Below are 17,572 nucleotides of genomic sequence, written 5' to 3'. Positions count from 1 at the left end.
TGTCGGAGAGCGGGCGGTCGGGGCACGGGCGCGACGGGCGCACCGCGCGGGAGGTACGGCTGGGGCGTAGCTCAGCTCCGGTCGGGTTCGAGCTCCGCCAGGGCCCGGGCGAGGTGCCCGCGCAGCTCGGCCTGCGGGAAGAGGCCGACGGCTCCGGTCAGGAGCACCGAACACCCTCCCGAGCGGGCCGGTTGCACGTGGAGGACGAGGTCGAGGTCCGCCCAGTGCTCGGGCACGGTGTCGTGGTGCAGGTCGTCCGGCACCACGGCCGGGTTCTCCTCCGGCCCGTGGACGACCAGCCCGGCCGCGCAGACCGGCGGCCGGACCGCGGGGTCGACCGGATCGGCGAGCTCGGCGATGTGCAGCAGCGGCAGGTCGGCGTGGTCCAGGGCGGACAGCAGTGCCCGGTGGGCGTGGCCGGCCCCGGTGGCACCGAGCACCACCGGCAGCAGGTCGACGGCGCGGCCGACGAGCGATTCCTCGGTGGCCGCCGAGCGGTGGGAGACCGGCATGCCGATCACCGTGGACGTGCCGCCCGACATCCGGGAGACGATCCGGCCGAGCAGGTCGAGGAAGGCGGCCGTGGTGGTCGTCCCCGCCGTCCGGCCCGCCCGCTGGAGGCGTGCGTACGCGTCGGCGGGGAGGACCTTCCGCACCCCGTGGTTGCGGAAGGTCCTCGGGCCGGTGCGGCGCTCGGCGAACGGGTCCGGGGGGACAGCGCCCAGGCTGGTGCGCCAGTACCGTTCCAGCTCGGCGCGCCGGGCCGTGCGTCGGACGGCCCTGGCGCGGGCGTAGTCGCTGTAGCGCGGGGCCGGTCGGGGCAGGTCGCGGCCGGCGAGCAGGGCGAGGAGCTCGTCGGCGAGGATGCCCACGGAGGCGCCGTCGCCCCGGTGGCGGGCCAGCCTCAGCAGCAGGTGCCGGACGGTGCCGTCCTCCCCGGCCAGCAGGACGACCTCCAGCCCCGGTGATCCTGCGGGCAGCGGCCGCTCGACCAGTGCGGTGTCCCAGTGGACCTGGGCGGGCCGGTCCGGCAGCGGGGCCATGGGGCAGGGCTGCCACTCGTCGTGCTGTCCCGTTCCGGCGGCCTCCGGTGTCGCCTCCGGGGCTGTCGGCTGTAGGGCCTCGTGCCGGGCGACCAGTGCGCGGACCGCCCGCTCCACGTCCTGCGGATCCACGGGGGCATCGAGCCCCAGCAGCAGCGGAATCGGGGGAGCGGGGTGTCCGAGGGCGCGCTCCTGCTGGGCCACCAGGAGCTGTTCGGGCGTGCGGGAACCGTCGGCTCCGGCCTCGACGGGAGGGGGCGCGGCGGCGAGCAACGTCCTGACCTCGGTGGCGAGTTCGACGGCCAGCGGATGCGTCAGGACGGTGCGCACGGGGACCTCCACCCCGAGGCGCCGGCTCAGCGCGGAGGCGATCCGGGCCGCCCCCAGCGACGCCCCGCCGAGGTCGTAGAGATGGTCGTCCAGGGTGGCCGACGGCCGGTCGAGTGCCGCCGCGAACGCCTCCACCACGGCGGCGGCCACCCGGTCGTGGGCGGCGGCGGGGCCGGCCGCCGTGCGCGCGGAGCGCACCATGGCCAGCAGCGCGCGGCGGTCCGCCTTGCCGTTGGCGGTCACCGGCAGCCGCGGGAGCACCCGGATCTCGCCGGGCACCATGTACGGCGGGAGGGTACGGGCCAGATGGGCGCGCACCGCAGCCGGGTCCGGGGCGGGCTCGCCGGTGACGAAGCCCACCAGGCGGCTGACGCGTTCCCCGACGACGACGGTGGCCGCCTCCCGCACCCCCGGCGCGTCCACGACGTGCCGGTCGACCTCCTCCAGCTCCACCCGGTGGCCGCGCACCTTGACCTGGTTGTCGGTGCGGCCGACGAACTGCACGCTCCCGTCGGCGTTCCACCGCACCCGGTCCCCGGTGCGGTACATCCGCGAGCCCGGGGGACCGGTCGGGTCGGGCAGGAACCGGGCCGCCGTTTCGGCCGGACGGTCCCGGTAGCCTCGTGCCACCCCGGTGCCGCCGATGTACAGCTCGCCGGTGACCCCGATCGGTACCGGACGCAGCGCGCCGTCGAGGATGTGCAGGTGCACGCCGGAGATGGGGTGGCCCACGGGGGCGGTGCCGCCCTCGGCCCCCGCCGTGCACCGGTACGAGGTGGCGTCGATGCAGGTCTCGGACGGCCCGTACTGGTTGCGCAGTTCACCGCGGCCGACGCGCAGGTAGCGGTCGGCCTGCGCCGAGGGCAGCGCCTCCCCGCCGCAGAAGACGACCCGGGCCGGCAGCCGGCGCAGATCCTCGTCGTCCAGGGCGGCGAGCAGGGACGGGACGACGTCGACCACGGTCGCGGAGTGCTCCAGGGCTGCCTCCACGAGGGCGGCCGGATGCGCCCCGAGGTCGACGCCGGGGAAGACCACGCCGGCCCCGGCGACCAGCGGTCCGAAGCACTGCCACAGCGACGGGTCGAAGACCAGGGGAATGGTCTGGAGCACCCGGTCGGGGGCGGCGAGGCCGATCGCCTCGCGGCGCCAGGCGAGCTCGTTGGCCAGCGCCCCCAGCGGCACCGGGACGCACTTGGGCGTACCGGTCGTGCCGGAGGTGAACACCGCGTAGGCCAGGTCCTGCGGGCCCGTGCGGGCCACGGGCGGCACCGCCGCGCCGGTGGCCGGGAGCTCCCGCGCGCCCCCTCGGGGGAGCCGGATCGTCCGGAGTGCCTTTTTCGGCGCGCCGCCGTCGGCATGGTCCCCGTCGGCGTCGTGCCCGGGGCCGTCGGCGGTGCGGACGAGGAAGTCCGCCCGGGCGCTGCGCAGCAGGGCGCGGCGGCGTTCCGCGGGGTCGTCGGGGCGCAGCGCGATGATCCAGCCGCCGAGCCGCCAGACCGCCAGGGCCAGCGTCGGATAGTCGGCGCCCGCCGGCACGTCCAGGGCCACCGCGGAGCCGGGGCCGACCCCGGCCAGGGCGAGGTGGGCCGCCGCGCGCTCGGTGCGCTCGTGCAGCGCCCGGTAGGTGAGGTGACCGTCGGCGGCGTCCCGGACGGCGAACGCCTCGGGGGTGCGCCGCGCCCAGTCCGCGAAGGCCTCGTAGGGCAGGCGGGCCCCGGCCGCGGGCGGCGCCGTCGAGGCGGCCGCGATGGTCGCGCGCTCGGCCGGGTCGCGTGCGTCCAGGGCGGCCAGCGGCGCGTCGGGGGCGGCGAGGACGGAGGCGAGGCAGCGTCGGTAGGCCCGCCCGAGCCGGGCGAGGGCCGCGTCGGTGTAGTGCTGTGGGGAGCCGGTCAGCCGGACGACGGCGGTGTCGGCGTGTTCCGTGAGCTGCACGGTCAGCGCGCCCTGGTCCCCCTGGACGCGTACGGGCAGGGGGGTGACCGTGAGGGGGCCGGCCGGGCGCGGCCGATTGTCCTCGTGGGTCAGGACGAAGGCGGCGGCGGGTACGGGCACGGCGGTGTCGTCGGAGGTCAGGGGGAGGGTCGGGTGCTGCGAGCCGGTCAGGAGCTGCTCGCCGGTCCGCCGGGCCAGCGCGGCGAAGCCCAGCGCGGGCGGCAGGGGCAGGGCGAGGGGCATCGCGGAGACGAAGGCGCCCACGGTGAGGTCGTAGCGCTCCGCCGCCCGGTTGGCGGTGGGAACGCTCACGGAGGCCGTCCGGGTGCCGGTGACGGCGCTCCAGGTGGCCGCGAACGCGGCGAGCCACACCGCGTGCGCCGTGCAGGCGTGCCGCCGGGCGAACGCGTGGACCTGCCGGGTGAGGTCCGGGGACAGCGCCAGCTCGGCGTGCGGCATCCGGGCGGCCTGCTGCGCGGTGGCGTGCTCCGCGGTGGCCTGCTCCGCGGTGGCCTGTTCCGTGGCGGCCTGCTCCGTGCTGGCCGGGTCGACGGCGAAGGGGAGTTCGGCCCCGTCGTCGGCCCCGTCGTCGGCGCGCCCGCTGGAGCGGGCCCAGTGAGCGGCGTGGGCGGCCAGCGCGGCCCGCCCGTCCGGCGACTGCTCCCAGCGGACGTAGTCGAGGTGCTGGGCGCCCGGCGCGGGGAGGGTGGAACCGGGGCCGTCCCCGGCGGCGTACGCGTCCAGCAGGTCGTCGATCAGAACCCCCAACGACCATCCGTCGCAGACGGCGTGGTGGAAGGTCAGGAGGAGGGTGTGCTGCTGCGGCCCCTGGGCCAGCAGGACGGCGCGGACGTACGGGGGCCGGTCCAGGCGGAACGGGCGCGCCGCCTCGGCGTCGAGTGCCCGGTCCCGCTCCGGCGCTCCCGAGGGCAGTTCCCGCACCTCCAGCGGGATGCGGGCGGGCAGGTCGAAGCGCTGCCGGGGCACCCCGTTCTCCTGGCCGAAACGGGTTCGCAGGGCCAGATGGCGGGCGGCGAGGGCGTCCAGGCACGCGCGGAGCCGGTCGATGTCCAGCGGGCCCGCGAGCTGGAGGGCCAGGGGCACGGTGTAGGCCGCCGACGCGGCGGGGGACGCCTGCTCGGCGAGCCACATCCGGTACTGGGTGACGGAGAGGGGGTGGCTGCCGGCCACGGCCTCCGGGCGGGGCGGGAACGCCGGTTCCGAAGGCGCGAGTGACGGTACGGAAGCCGCCGGTGGCGCGGCCGCGGGGCTGCGCCCCTGGAGCCGGGCGGCCAGTTCGGCGCGCTGCCCGGGGGTGAGCCGGTCGAGGGGCGAGGCGGTCATCCGAGCTCCTCCCCGGCCTCGTCGAGGATCTGCTGGGCGATCAACCGCTCGACCAGCGCGTACTGGAGCCCGATGGACCGGGCCCGCAACAGCTCGCCGACGGGGACGTCGACGCCGAACCGGCGGCTCATCCCGCGCGCGAGCCGGGCCACGGTGAGCGAGTCACCGCCCAGCTGGAAGAAGTCGGCCGTGTCGGGCACGTCGGTCACCCCCAGCTGTTCGGCCCACAGGGCGCGGAGGATCGCGACGGGGGTGTCCGCGACGGGGGTGTCCGCGACGGGCTCGACCGCGCCGGCGACGGCCGCCCGGGCGGGTGGTCCGGGCGGTGGTCCGGGCGTCGGGGCGGCCGGCACCGGGTGGCGCGGGCCGTGGAACGGATAGGTCGGCAGCGGGATGGAGCGCCCCGGCGCCTGGAGCGGGACGAGGTCCAGGGGGAGGCCGGAGCACCACAGCCGGCCGATCGCCGCCAGCACCGGGCGGGCGGTGGAAGCGGCCGGGGCGTGCGCCGATGCGGCGGGGGCGGGCGGCGAGGAGCCCAGCAGCGGGATCGCGGGCAGCCCGGCGGCTTCCGCGAAGCCGCTCAGCACCCGGCCGGGCCCCACCTCGACCGCGACGGCGTCGGGGAACTTCGCCCGGGCCGTCGCCAGCGCGTCCGCGAAGCGCACCGGCCGGCGGGCGGCCCGGGCGAAGTGGCCGGGGTCGGTGAGCGAGCCCTCGGGCAGCAGCTGCCCCTCCGTGTTCTCGATCCACGGCAGGGCGGCGGGGCGCACCTCGGCGGCCGTCGGTGTGCCCCGCAGCGCGTCGGCCGCCGGTTCGATCAGTGGGGAGTGGAAGGCACGGGACGACCGCAGCACCTTGGCCGCGTACCGGCCGCCGATCCGCTCCCGGAAGGCCGTCACCGCCTCGGGGGGCCCGGCGAGTACGGTGCTCGTGGCGGCGTTGACCGCCGCGACGCCCAGCTCGGCGCCGGTCTCGGCCAGCAGGGCCCGGGCCTCGGCCTCGCCGCAGGCCAGGGAGACCATCGCGCCCGGGGCGCAGTCCTGCATCAGCTGGGCCCGGCGTGCCACGAGACGGGCCGCGGTGTCGAGGGCGAGGGCGCCGGCCAGGGTCGCCGCCGTGATCTCCCCCAGGCTGTGCCCGAGCAGCGCGCAGGGCACCAGGCCCAGGGCGAGCAGCGCCGTCCCGGCGGCGTACTCGACGGCGAAGAGCGCGGGCTGGGCGAGCGCCGTCCGGGCGAGCCGTTCGGCGGGGAAGGAGGCGTCGTGCAGCGCCTCGTCGACCTCGCGGGCGAGCCCGGGGGAGAAGGCGGCCAGGCAGGCGTCCAGCGCGTCGGCGAACGGGGGCAGGGCGGCGGCGAAGGGCGCCGCCATGCCGGGGAACTGCGTTCCCTGCCCCGGGAAGAGCAGCAGCGCCGGGGCGGGGTGCGTGGCGGGTTCCGGTGCCGGCTCGGCCGGGGCCCGCAGCGCCGCCACGACCTCGGCCACGTTCGCGCCCACCGCCGAGGAGCGGTAGGGGAGTTCCGACCGCCGGGCGAGGGTCCGGCCGACGTCCGCCAGCGAGGGCGCGGCTTCGACGTTCTCCAGGTGCGCGGCGAGCCGCTCCCGCATGCGGGCGAGGGCCCGCGGGTCCTTCGCGGAGAGCACCACCAGCCGTTCCCGCCCGGGCGGCGGGGCGGGCGGCGCGGCGGCCGGCTCCGGCGGCTGCTCCACCAGCATGTGCACGTTGGTCCCGCCCACGCCGAACGAGCTCACCGCGGCCCGGCGCGGCTGCGGGCCCCGCCACGGCCCGGCCTCGGTGGGCAGGGACAGCGGCGAGTCCTCCCGTTCCAGTAGCGGATTGGCCCGGCTCAGCCCGGGAAGCGCGGGCACGTACCCGTGCCGGAGCACCAGCAGCGCCTTCACCAGCCCGGCGAGTCCGGCGGCGGCGTCGAGGTGGCCGATGGTCGCCTTGAGCGCGCCGACCGGGATGCTGCCGGGAGCGGCACCCAGCGACCGGTACACCGCCGAGGCGGCGGACCACTCGATGGGGTCGCCGACGCGGGTGCCGGTGCCGTGGCTCTCCAGGTAGCCGACGGATGCGGCGTCGACGTCGGCGGCGGCGAGCGCGGCGCGGATCGCCTGCTCCTGGCCCGCCGCCGACGGCGCGAGGAAGCCCGCCTTGGTGGTGCCGTCGTTGTTGACGGCGGAGCCCAGCAGCACTCCGTGCAGGGGGAGCGGGCCGTCCGCCACGTCCTCGTGGCGGCGCAGGACGACGCCCAGCGCGCCCGAGCCGCCGAGGGTGCCGTCCGCCGAGGCGTCGAAGGGGCGGCAGTGCCCGCTGAGCGACATCACTCCGCCGGCCATGGGCAGGTGCCCCGCCTGGGGGGCGTTGGCCGACGCGGCGAGCACCAGGGCCTGGTCGCACTCCCCGTTGTTCAGCGCCTGGACGGCCAGGTGGGCCGCGACGAGCGAGGAGGAGCAGGCCGTGAGGACGGTGAGCGCGGGCCCGGTCAGCCCCAGTTTGTAGGCGATGCGCGTCGCGAGGAAGTCGCGTTCGTTGACGAGGAGTGCCTCCTCGAACTCCGGGGGCGCCAGCGAGCCGGAGGCCAGGAGCGCCCGCAGATGACCGCTGCCGCTGGCGGCCGCGTACACCGCCGTCCGCAGCCCGTCGCCAGCCGTGACGCTGTGGCCGGCGTCCTCCAGGGCGGCCCAGGCGCACTCCAGCAGCAGCCGGTGCTGCGGGTCCGTCAGCCCGGCCTCGCGGGGGCTGACGCCGAAGAACTCGTGGTCGAAGCGGTCGGCATCGTCGAGCGGCCCGTGGACGGGGACGTAGGCCGGATCGTCGGCGAGGGACGCGGGGACGCCACAGGCCGACAGCTCCTCCCGGCTCAGGCGCCGGGTCAGCACCCGCCCGTCGCGCAGGGCCTGCCACAGCTGTGCCAGATCGGCCGCTCCGGGGAAGCGCCCCGTCATGCCGGTGACGGCGATGTCGAGGGAACGGTCGCGGTTCATCGGTCGGCCTCCTGGGCGCGGCGGTCGCGGAGCGTACGGGCCGCGTCGCCGCGTCGGCGACGGGACGATCCGGCTGAGGGCGGTGGTTCCGTCCCGGGGGCGGGCGGCGCGGCCGTCGTGCTGCGCGCCAGTCGGGCCGCGAGGTCGGCGACGGTGCTGTGGCGGAAGAGGTCGAGGATCGGCAGCCGGACGCCGGTGTGCCGGTGCAAGGCCTCCTGGAGCGCCGGCACCAGCAGCGAATGCCCCCCGAGGTCGAAGAAGTTGACGTCGCCGGGAACGTCGGCGACGCCCAGGACCTCCCGCCACGCCGCGGTGACCGCCGCGTGCCCGGGCGACACGTCCCCGGCGGGCCGGGCGAGCGCCGAGGCCCGGCGCCGGGCCGCCTCCTGCTCCAGGGCCCGCCGGTCGACCTTGCCGTTGGGGGTGACGGGCAGCCGCTCCAGCCCGTGGACCACGGCGGGGACCATGAACTCCGGCAGCAGCTCCGCGACTTCGCGCCGGATGGCCTCCGGCCGCCCGCCGCCGGTGACGAAGCCGACGAGGCGCGCGCCGCCGTCGGCGACCACGGCCGCCTCCCGGACGCCCTCGGCGCCGCGCAGCGCCGCCTCCACCTCGGCGGGCTGCACCCGGTGGCCCCGGACCTTGATCTGGTGGTCCAGCCGGCCGACGAAGGCGAGCGCCTCCGGCCCCTGCCACCGCACCCGGTCGCCCGTGCGGTACATCCGGGCCCCCGGCTCGCCGCCGAACGGGTCGGGCAGGAAGGCGCCGGCCGTCTCGGCGGGCCGGCCGACGTACCCCCGGCCCACGCCCGCGCCGCCGACGTACAGTTCGCCGTCGACCCCCGGGGGGACGGGGCGCAGGGCGTGGTCCAGGACGTAGAGGCGGTAGCCCGGCACCGGGCCGCCGATGTCGACGGCCTCCGGCCCGTGGTAGCGGCGGTAGCTCGCCCAGACGGTGGCCTCGGTGGGCCCGTACTCGTTGACCAGCGCCACCCGGGGCAGGACGGCGAAGTGGCGCCGCAGCAGCTCGTCCGGGAGCGGCTCCCCGGCCGTGACGACCTCGCGCAGGCTGCGCACCGCGTCGGGGCCGGCCCGGTCGGCGGCGGTGAGCAGCAGGGCGTGGAGCGAGGGCACGCACAGCAGCCGGGTGACCTCGTGCCGGGCGATCAGCGCGACCAGGGCCTCGGGGTCGCGGACCTCGTCGTCGCTCGCGACGACCAGGCGGCCACCGGCCGACAGCGTCCCCCAGATGCCGACCGCGGCCGAGTCGAACGCCGCGGGCGATAGCAGCAGGAAGACCGGCCGCCCCGGATAGACGGTGCGGCGGGCGGCCGTGGAGGCGGCCAGCGTGCCGTGCTCGATCACCACGCCCTTCGGCCGCCCGGTCGTGCCAGAGGTGTAGATGACGTACGCGGGATCGTGCGGCCCGGGCGGGAGGGGGACGGCGGGCTCGGCGCTCCGGGCGGCCGTCGGCTCGGGCGTCGGCGCGGCACTCCGGTCGCTCCCCGGCTCGGCGCTCCGGTCGGTCCGCAGATCTGCCGCCGAGGACAGCGGGAGCAGCGGGACCAGCGGCAGCCCGAACGACGCCGCCCGCCCGGCCATGGCCGCGTCGGTGACGACGGCGGAGGCCCCGCAGTCGGCCAGGCACGCCGCCATGCGGGAGTCGGGGTGCCGGGGATCGAGCGGGACGTACGCGGCACCGGCGAAGTGCACGCCGAGCAGCGCGGTCATCAGGCCCGCGGACCGCTCGGTCAGCACCGCCACCCGGGCGCCCCGGCCCGCGCCCCGGGCGGTCAGCCGGGCCGTCAGCCGGGCGGCGAGGTCCAGGGCGTCGGCCCGCAGCCGCCCGTACGTGAGCTGCTCGCCCCCGGCGACCACGGCGGTCCGCTCCGGTGCCTCCCGGGCGATCCGGGCGACGAGCTCGCTCACCGGGACCACCGGCGCGAACGGCTCCGGGCCCCGCCCCCACTCCAGGGGCAGGCGCCCCGGGTCCAGCGCCACGGGGAGCGCGGCCGGCGCGGAGGGCTCGGCGGCCAGCGCGAGCAGCGCCCCGCGGATCCGCTCGGCCAGCTGCCAGGCCTGGTCCGTCGTCCACCGGTCGGTGCGGTGGAGCACGTCCAGCCGGGCGCCGTCAGGGGTCTCCCGGAGCAGGATCTCGACGTCGTACTTCGCGATGGCCGCCGGGATCTCCACCGAGCGGGCGCGGACGCCGGGCGGCGCGGCCGTCGCCGTGGCCGGCTGCTCATGGTCCACCAGCACCTGGAACAGGGGGGCCTGCCCCGGACCGGCCCGCAGACCGAGCTCCCGGACGAGTTCGTCGAAGGGGTGCGCGCGGTGCGCGTGCGCCCGCAGGAGGGCCGCGTGCGCCTGGGCGACCGCCTCGCCGGCGGTGCCGCCGGGGCGGGGGCGCAGCCGTACCGGGACGGGGTTGACGAAGAGGCCGACGGCCTCGCTGAAGCCGGGCGGTCGGACGTCCATGGTGGTACCGACCAGGACGTCGCCCGCCGCGCCGTACCGGTCGGCCGTCACCGCGAACGCCGACAGGACGAGGACGAGGGCCGTGGTGCGGTGCGTCCGCGCCGCCTCCGTCACGCGCCGCCACTGCGCCGCGTCCAGCGGGACGCCGACCGTCGCCGCGGTGCGCCGGTGCGGGCCCGGCCGGGGCCCGCCGAGGGCGACCGGCGAGTGGGCGCAGACGCCGGCGAGCTCCTCGGCCCAGAACCGGCGCAGCCGTTCGGCCTCGGCGGGCGACGGCCCGGGGACGGCGCCCGCCGGGGCGGGCGGGAGCGCCGGGCCGCCGGCCAGCCGGCTCAGCAGCTGCTCGGTGATCAGCTCCGTGGAGCGGCGGTCGAGCACGAGGTGATGGCCGACGAAGACCAGCACGTGGTCCTCGGGGCCGGTCCTGAGCACCCGCAGCTCGACCAAGGGCTCCTCGAACAGGTCGAAGGGCCGGTGGGCCACGCGCCGCAGGTGCTCCGCCAGGGCGTGCCCGGGTACGTCCCGCACGCTCACGGTGAACGCGGTGAGGGGCCACTGTCCGCGCCCGGGGGCCACGTCGTCGTCGATGACCCGCAGCCGCGTCTCGGGGTGGGCGGTCAGCACGTCGCGCCAGGCCGACTGCAGGCGCGCGGGATCCAGCGGACCGCTCAGCCGCAGCGCCCAGTACACGGTGAACTCGTGGCTGTCCGGCTCCGCCCGGTGCAGCAGCCACAGCCGCCGCTGGGCGGCCGACAGACCGGCGGGCGCAGCCGTGGACGGGCCCTCGCCGCCGGCGGGCGCGGCCCGCGCGATCAGGTGCCGCAACCCTTCCGGTGTGGGGTCGCCGAAGAACGAGGCGAGGTCGACGCGCACCCCGCACTCCTGGTTGACCTCGGCGACGAGCCGGGCCGCGTCCAGTGAACTCCCGCCGCAGGAGAAGAAGTTGTCCCCGTTCGAGGCGGGCGGGCGGCCGAGCGTCAGCGCCCAGAGCCGGACGACGGGGTCCGCGTCGCCCTCCGGCGGCCGCACGGGCGCGGGCACGGGCAGGGCACGCTCGTCGACCTTTCCACTGAGCGTGAGCGGGAACGCGTCGACGACCTCGATGTGCGCGGGCACCGCGGCGGGCGCCAGCCGCCGGGCCGCGAGGCCGCGCAGCTCCCCCGGCACCGGAACCGGCCCGGGGCGGCGGGGGGTGACCCAGGCGAGGAGCCCCGCCGTCCCGGTCGGGCCCCGCCGTGCCACGTAGGCGTCCTGGACGCCCGGCGCGCCGCGCAGCACCTCCTCCACCTCGTACGGGTCGACCCGCTGGCCGCGCACCTTCAGCTGGTGGTCGGTCCGGCCGTGGTAGATCAGGTGTCCGTCGGCGCCGAGGGTGACGCGGTCCCCCGTGCGGTACATCCGGGCGCCAGGTGCCGGGGCGAAGGGGTCCGGGAGGTAGCGCTCGGCCGTGAGAGCGGGCGCGTTGAGGTAGCCGCGGGTGACCAGCGGCCCCGCGAGATACAGCTCGCCGCGGGAACCGACCGGCACGGGGCGGAGGTCGGCGCCCAGCACGTAGGCCGAGGTGCCGTCGAGGGGCCGGCCGATGCTGGGGCTCCCGTACTCGTCGAAACCGCACCACGTGGTCTGGATCGTGACCTCGGTCGGACCGTAGCCGTTGGACCCCCTGACACCCAGCTCGCGCAGCCTGCGCCAGGTCGTGGCGTCGACCGCCTCGCCCCCGAAGTCCAGCTCCAGGCCCGTGCGTTGGAACATCCCCTCGACGCCGAAGGGGCGCATGGCGGCGAACATCGACGGCGAGGTGCTGAGCAGGCGCACGTCGTTGCGCTCGACCCACTCCACCAGCGCCTGCGGATCGCGGTACGTGGCCTGGTCGGCCACCACCAGGCAGCTGCCCCGGAAGAGGTAGAGGAGCTGCTGGAAGAAGACGTCGAAGGAGACGGCGGCGGTGACGCCGACCCGGGCGGCCCCGGCTCCGGCCGGCTGCGCGTCGACGAGGACGGCGAGGCCCCGGTGCTCGACCATGACGCCCTTGGGGCGGCCGGTGGTGCCCGAGGTGTGCAGGACGTACGCCAGATCGTGGGGGCGGGCGTCTTCGGTGTGCGCGTTCTCGGTGTCCGGGGCCTCGTCGTGCGGATCCTCGGTGTCCGGGGCCTCGGTGTGCGCGTCCTTGATGTCCGGGGCCTCGTCGACGATCGTGAGCGAGGCGTCGAGCCGGTGGCGCGACGCGGGGTCGCACAGCACGACACGGGTGCCGGTGTCCGCCACGACGTAGGCGAGACGGGAGTCGGGCTGGGAGGGGTCGAGGGCGACGACATGGGCCCGCACCCGCCACGCCGCCAGCACGGACGCGACCAGGGCGACGCCCCGCTCGCGCAGGACGCCCACCGCGGTGCCCGGGCCCGCGCCGTGGCGGCGCAGGGCGGCGGCGAGCCGGGCGACCTCGCGGTCCAGGCCGGCGAAGGTGAGAAGGTCGTTGCCGCACCGCACCGCGGGCCGCTGAGGTTGTGTGCGCACCCAGGCGTCGAACCGCTCCATGAGGGGCTGTGCGTGCTCTGACGGATCGGTCGGCGCGACGATCAGGGACGGCGTCGCCGCGCTCGTCGAGCGGGGCAGTGGTGCCCCGGGGTCGCGGGCGAGGGCGAGCAGGACCCGGCGGTAGACGGCGAGCAGTTCGGCGGCGGCCGCGTGGGTCGTGCCGCCGCGCATCCGGCGCGTCACCGTCACCGAGGCGTCGTCCGCCCGTAAGCAGAGGTCGAATTCGAGGTCGAAACGAGTGAGGCCGATCGTCGCGCCGGGGGGCCCGGCCGGGGGCGCGGCTTCGGGGGCTTCAGGGGTTCCGGGGGTTTCGGTCGCTTCAGTCGCTCCGGGCGCCTCCGGTGCGCCTGCGACGGGTGCCGTCACCGGCTTACGCACCGCTTCCATCGCGCGGACGGTGAGCCCGTCGAGTGCCGGCCCCGGGAGGGGGTCCCGCAGCTGGAAGCTGACGGTGAGTCCGGGCGTCGCGGCGTCGAAGAGGTCCGCGCTCTCGTGGATCGGCTCGTGCGCGTGGGACAGCGCCTCGGCGACGGTCCGCCGCACACCGTCGCAGAGCTCGGCGCCGGAGGCTCCCGAGGGCCACCGCTGCCGCAGCGGGACCATCCGCGCGAAGCAGCCGACCAGCGACACGGTGGCCGGTGTCCGGGAGGCGAAGGGCGTGGCGACCATGACGTCGGGGGCGTTGCCCTGCGTGGCGAACGCCGCGTAGAGGGCGGCGAGTCCCATGAGGTACGGGGTGACGCGCAGGCGGCGGGCCGCCGCGCGCACCGCGTCGGCCTCGTCCGGGGGCAGCGGGAGCACCAGGACGTCGGCTTCGGCCGTCCGGGGGCCCGGGGTGCGCGGCAGGGCCTCCGGCCACTGGGCGTCCGCCAGTTCGAGGGGCCAGAAGCGGGAGGGTTCCGCCGGCGCGGGCGGGCCAGGTGTCGTGGGCGGGGCCGCTGCCGCGGGCGGTGCCGGGGCCGGTTCCGGTGTGAAGGGGGGCCCGTCGGCGGTGCGGGCGTTGTACGCGGCACCGATGTCCGCCAGCAGGTTCTCCAGCGACGCCCCGTCGCACGCGATGTGGTGCACCAGGAGGGAGAGCACGTGGTGGTCCGGTCGGTGCCGGAACAGGTCGACGCGGACGGGGCAGTCGCGTCTCAGGTCGAACCGGTGGTGTCCGACGGGAGCCCAGGGCGCGGCGTCGGCCGTCGCGGCCGTGTCCACCGTGGCCGTGTCCACCGCGGTCCATCGCGGCTGCGGCGCGCCGGGAACCCAGGAGGGCACGCCGTCCTCGTCGACGAGCCGGCGGGCGAACACGGGGTGCCGGGCGACGGTCTCCTCGACGGCGCCCTTCAGGGCCTGCTCGTCGAGCTGCCCGCGCAGTTCCCAGACGCGGTGGATGTTGAAGGACTCCGGCTGGTCCCGACAGGTGAGCCAGATGCCGAACTCCGGGGCCGAGAGCGGGAATGCGAATTCGGCATCCGATGCCGGACCCGAATCCGAAACCAGGTCGCTCCTGTTCACTTCGGTTGCCCCTTCCGTACGTGCTGGCGGCACTCGGCCGGTGGTCCGAGTGCGGGGTGTCGAGAGGAGGAATGTCACTGTGTGGCCATCCGGGCACGGGGCTCTGAAAACTCGAAGAGTTCGCCCGTGAGCGGGCGGATGCCGGTGACGGCGAATTGAGAGGGGAACCGGGGGCGCGTACATGAAGGTGCGGTCGGCGCCCTCGGGGATCGGTGCCCCGGGTCGGACCTCCGGCCTGCTGGGGTCCGTTCACGAAACGAGTCTGTATGTACCCTGGGAGTTTTTCAAGAACGAGCAAACGGAATGTCTCATTCTCGCAGGTGCAGGGAAGGTGACTTTCTGGACATAGGTCCGCGCCTGCCTCTCCCGGCACCGGATCCAGTGCTTCCGCCGGTGCTCCTGCCACCTCGGAGCCCGCACAAGAGTGCACTTTGGGGCGAATCGCACCGTTGGTTTGAGTGAAACCTGTGGACCTTGCGAAGGTTGGTTAAAGGATGTTATATGGCTTGGTAAACGGATCTCCGGCCTGGATTGGTACACTTCTCGAAGGCTTGACCCCTGTGGTACGTTCCAGGCGAAGGTGTATCTGATCCGCGTCGTCGGCTGCGTACGGCGAGCGGAGACCCCTTATTTCGACAGGGTTCGACAGGAGTGGAAAATCCTGTGGATCGCGGACCTGAAGTCGGTATTCAGATGGCTCCCGCCAATTCATCGACCGCCCGCTTGGCGGGCGGCCGTGCCCCGTAGGCAATATCTCGACAGGGAGGTCTCATGGGTCTGCAATTCGGCTTCTGTTTCGGTACCTCGTTGCGTCATGACGTGACGCGGGACCACTTGTGGAAATTGCTCGACGCGGTGGAGCAGTACGGATTCGATTCGTTCTGGTTCTACAACAACAACGGGGACGACATGCCCCCGCCGCTTGAGCTGGCACGGGAAGTGGCCCACCGGACATCCGCGCTGGTCTTCGGTCCGCACGTCCTGGTCGCCGCCGGCCTGGAACCCTCCGCCGTGGTCCGCGAACTGACCGACCTGTACCGGCGGTCGAACGGCAGGTTCGTCGCCCAGCTCGGCATCGGCGGCCCCCGCGAGGCCCTCATCCGGGACCCCGCCGAGGCGGCCGCCGCCCTGGAGGACATCCTGCGCCGCCTGCGCCGCCTCGTGGGGGAGTCCGCCGGGGAAGCCAGCGGCAGCGGCCCGACCGGGGTGCCGCCCGTCTGGCTGGGCGGAGGCCGGGAGCGGACCGTACGGCGCGTCGCCGCCCTCGCGGACGGCTGGGTCCCCGCGTTCATCACCCCCGCCGAGTACCGCCGGCGCCTGAAGGTCCTGGACGAGGAGCGGCAGCACCTCGGCCGCACCGAGCACATCACCCGCGCGGTGCAGCTCGTCTACGTGCCGCCCGCCATCGACACCCCCGAGCTCCGGCGCGAGCTGGACGCCGAGGTCTCGGCCCACAAGCAGGGCTGCACCAGCCGCGACGTCTATGCCGTCGGCGGCGACCGGGCGTTGCGCGAGCGCCTGGCCGAGTTCGCGGACGTCGGCGTCGAACACGTCATCCTGGTCCCCGCCCGCGCGGTCCCCGACTGGGAAGCCGAGATCGCCCGGCTCCACCACACCGTCACCACGCTGTTCGGCTAGTGCTGTGACCGGGAACGTTCACCGGGTTTTGCCGGTGATGGTGTGGGCGACTTCGGTGGCCCAGGCGTCGAGGCTGCCGGGGAGTGGGCCGCTGGGTAGGGTGCGGCGGGGCGGTGCCTGGCGCTTCTTGTCGGACGGTGGGGCGTTGTGGGTGGTGGTGTCGGTGACGGCGTTGATGATGATCTCGTTGACGAGCATGGCGTGGGGCGCCGGTGTGGTCGTCGCCGAGGGCTTCGGCGGCGGCGATGAGGCCGGCTGGGGTCAGGCCCACGATCTTCTCGGCTCCGGGGTCGCCCGGCTCCAGGGCGCCGACCTTGTCGCCGTTGCGGTGGCGCGGCGGTGAGGTGAAGCCCCGTTCCTCGACCAGCGGCCGGGCACGGTTCGCGGGACGTCGCCATGCACAGTCTTGCCAACCGTCCGGTGCTCCCTGAATAGTGGGCGCCGAGACTCGGCGATCACGCCGGTCGGCTCTGCGACCGGGTTGGGGATTCGGTATGGCAAGGCAGGTTCGGGGGCCCGATTTCGGTGCGCTCCACCGTAGTTCTTCCGTCGTAGGCATCCCCGGGATGTTCTGGCAGCTCGGGCGACGGTTCGTCCTGGTGTTCTGCGTGGTGCTGCTCATCGGGCTGGTGGTAATGCGGCCGGACAACGCCGCAGTGAAGGCCGCGATCGTGGTGGGGATCCCGCTGGCGGTCTACGGCATCGCCTTCTCCTGGCGCCGGTTGGCCGGTCGGCTCGGCATGTGTCAGTGCTATCTCCGCGAGGACGGCGTGACCGTGACCGACCTCTTCGGCCGCGTCCGGGACGCGGCCGCGTGGCGCGACATCGCGACGGTCAAGGAGACCAACTCGGCGGGGATTCTCATGGCCTTCCGCCGCTTCGAGTTCCAACGCCATACGGGACATCAGTCGGCGGTGATCGTCCTCTCGATCCACCGCGCCTTCGCGAGGGACCTCATCCGCCTCGCCAACGAGAAGATCGGCCCCTCAGGGTCCTGACCCGGAGCGAGAGACGGTCGACGTGCGACGCCCAGGGTGAAGGTCCGTGGCCAGTCGGAGGCCTGGTCACGTAGCCCAGGTGGATCTGCGGCGGGAGTGATGCTGCGACCGGACCCGATCGCCAGGTTGCGTGATCATGCGGCGGGAGCGGGTCGTCCACCCCAGCGCAGGCTCCTCTCGCTGTGGATGCGTGCGCGCTCGCGACGTTGGGTGGCCAGCACGTCGGGGTGACGGGCGTTGGCATTGCGCCAGCGCAGGTACGCGTGCAGGGCCCGGGTCTGGACGGTGTGGTTGCGGTGGTTCGAGTTCGCGATCGTGAACTGTCTCAGCGGCCCGAAGTGGGCCTCGATCGGGTTGGCCCAGGACGCGTAGGTCGGGGTGAAGCACAGCTCGACCCGGTTCTTCTTCGCCCAGCGTCGGATGGTCTCGCCCTTGTGGGCGGACAGGTTGTCCAGGATGACGTAGATCGGGGCGCCGTCCGGGCGGGCCGCCCGGATCGATCTGAGCGCGGCCAGCGTGTTCGCGGCACCCTTCTTGCGGCGGTTGACGCCCCACAGGGTGTCGTCGCCGATCGAGTAGCAGCCGTGAAAGTACCGCACGCCGTGGGTGCGGTGGTAGGTCGCAGGGTGCCGCTCGGGGTGACCGGCGCGGGCCCAGCCGGAGCCTGCGGTGGGGCGGATACCGAGGGGTTGGGTCGGGGACGAGACGCCGTGCACCCTTGCAGGTGTCGGTCTTCCCGTCCCCGCCCGCCGAACCGGACGTGCCCGTTGGCCGGGCATCCG

General features: G+C 75.5%; 7 protein-coding genes and 1 pseudogene. 3 read left to right on the top strand and 5 right to left on the bottom strand.

The window, feature by feature from the left end:
- Nucleotides 1-71 precede the first annotated feature (71 nt).
- Genes AB0R04_RS26055 through AB0R04_RS26045 form a run of 3 tightly spaced genes read right to left on the bottom strand, consistent with a single transcriptional unit; the run spans nt 72 to nt 14,154 of the window.
- Nucleotides 72-4,649, bottom strand: coding sequence for an amino acid adenylation domain-containing protein (locus AB0R04_RS26055; RefSeq protein WP_363375222.1), 4,578 nt, complete (start codon nt 4,647-4,649; stop codon nt 72-74).
- Nucleotides 4,646-7,639: a beta-ketoacyl synthase N-terminal-like domain-containing protein gene (locus tag AB0R04_RS26050; RefSeq protein ID WP_363375220.1), complete on the bottom strand. Its 2,994-nt coding sequence runs from the start codon at nt 7,637-7,639 to the stop codon at nt 4,646-4,648. The genes AB0R04_RS26055 and AB0R04_RS26050 overlap by 4 nt, the downstream gene beginning before the upstream one ends.
- Nucleotides 7,636-14,154, bottom strand: a complete 6,519-nt coding sequence (locus AB0R04_RS26045; protein WP_363375217.1) for an amino acid adenylation domain-containing protein — start codon at nt 14,152-14,154, stop codon at nt 7,636-7,638. The genes AB0R04_RS26050 and AB0R04_RS26045 overlap by 4 nt, the downstream gene beginning before the upstream one ends.
- Before the next feature lie 819 nt (nt 14,155-14,973).
- Here AB0R04_RS26045 and AB0R04_RS26040 point away from each other — a divergent pair.
- The gene (locus tag AB0R04_RS26040) at nt 14,974-15,792 is read left to right on the top strand and encodes an LLM class flavin-dependent oxidoreductase (protein WP_363375214.1); all 819 of its coding nucleotides are present in this window, start codon (nt 14,974-14,976) and stop codon (nt 15,790-15,792) included.
- 18 nt (nt 15,793-15,810) lie between these two features.
- On the opposite strand, the gene AB0R04_RS26035 is transcribed toward AB0R04_RS26040, so the two are convergent.
- Nucleotides 15,811-15,990, bottom strand: coding sequence for a hypothetical protein (locus AB0R04_RS26035; RefSeq protein ID WP_363375211.1), 180 nt, complete (start codon nt 15,988-15,990; stop codon nt 15,811-15,813).
- Between AB0R04_RS26035 and AB0R04_RS26030 the strand changes: the two genes are divergently transcribed.
- On the top strand, nt 15,980-16,135 hold the full coding sequence (locus tag AB0R04_RS26030; protein ID WP_363375209.1) for a hypothetical protein: 156 nt from the start codon (nt 15,980-15,982) through the stop codon (nt 16,133-16,135). The two genes, AB0R04_RS26035 and AB0R04_RS26030, sit on opposite strands and share 11 nt — an antisense overlap.
- A 265-nt stretch (nt 16,136-16,400) precedes the next feature.
- Nucleotides 16,401-16,790 (top strand): hypothetical protein, encoded by a 390-nt coding sequence (locus AB0R04_RS26025; RefSeq protein ID WP_363375207.1) that lies wholly within the window; start codon nt 16,401-16,403, stop codon nt 16,788-16,790.
- Nucleotides 16,791-16,924: 134 nt separating this feature from the next.
- Here AB0R04_RS26025 and AB0R04_RS26020 read toward each other — a convergent pair.
- A pseudogene (locus AB0R04_RS26020) lies at nt 16,925-17,479 on the bottom strand (transposase); the annotation flags it as partial.
- Between the last annotated feature and the right edge of the window lie 93 nt (nt 17,480-17,572).

It is taken from the genome of Kitasatospora sp. NPDC056731 (assembly GCF_040687675.1).
Classification (GTDB): Bacteria; Actinomycetota; Actinomycetes; order Streptomycetales; family Streptomycetaceae; genus Kitasatospora.
The sequence above is the reverse complement of the archived record's forward strand: the minus strand, read 5'-3'. Positions and strand labels throughout refer to the sequence as shown.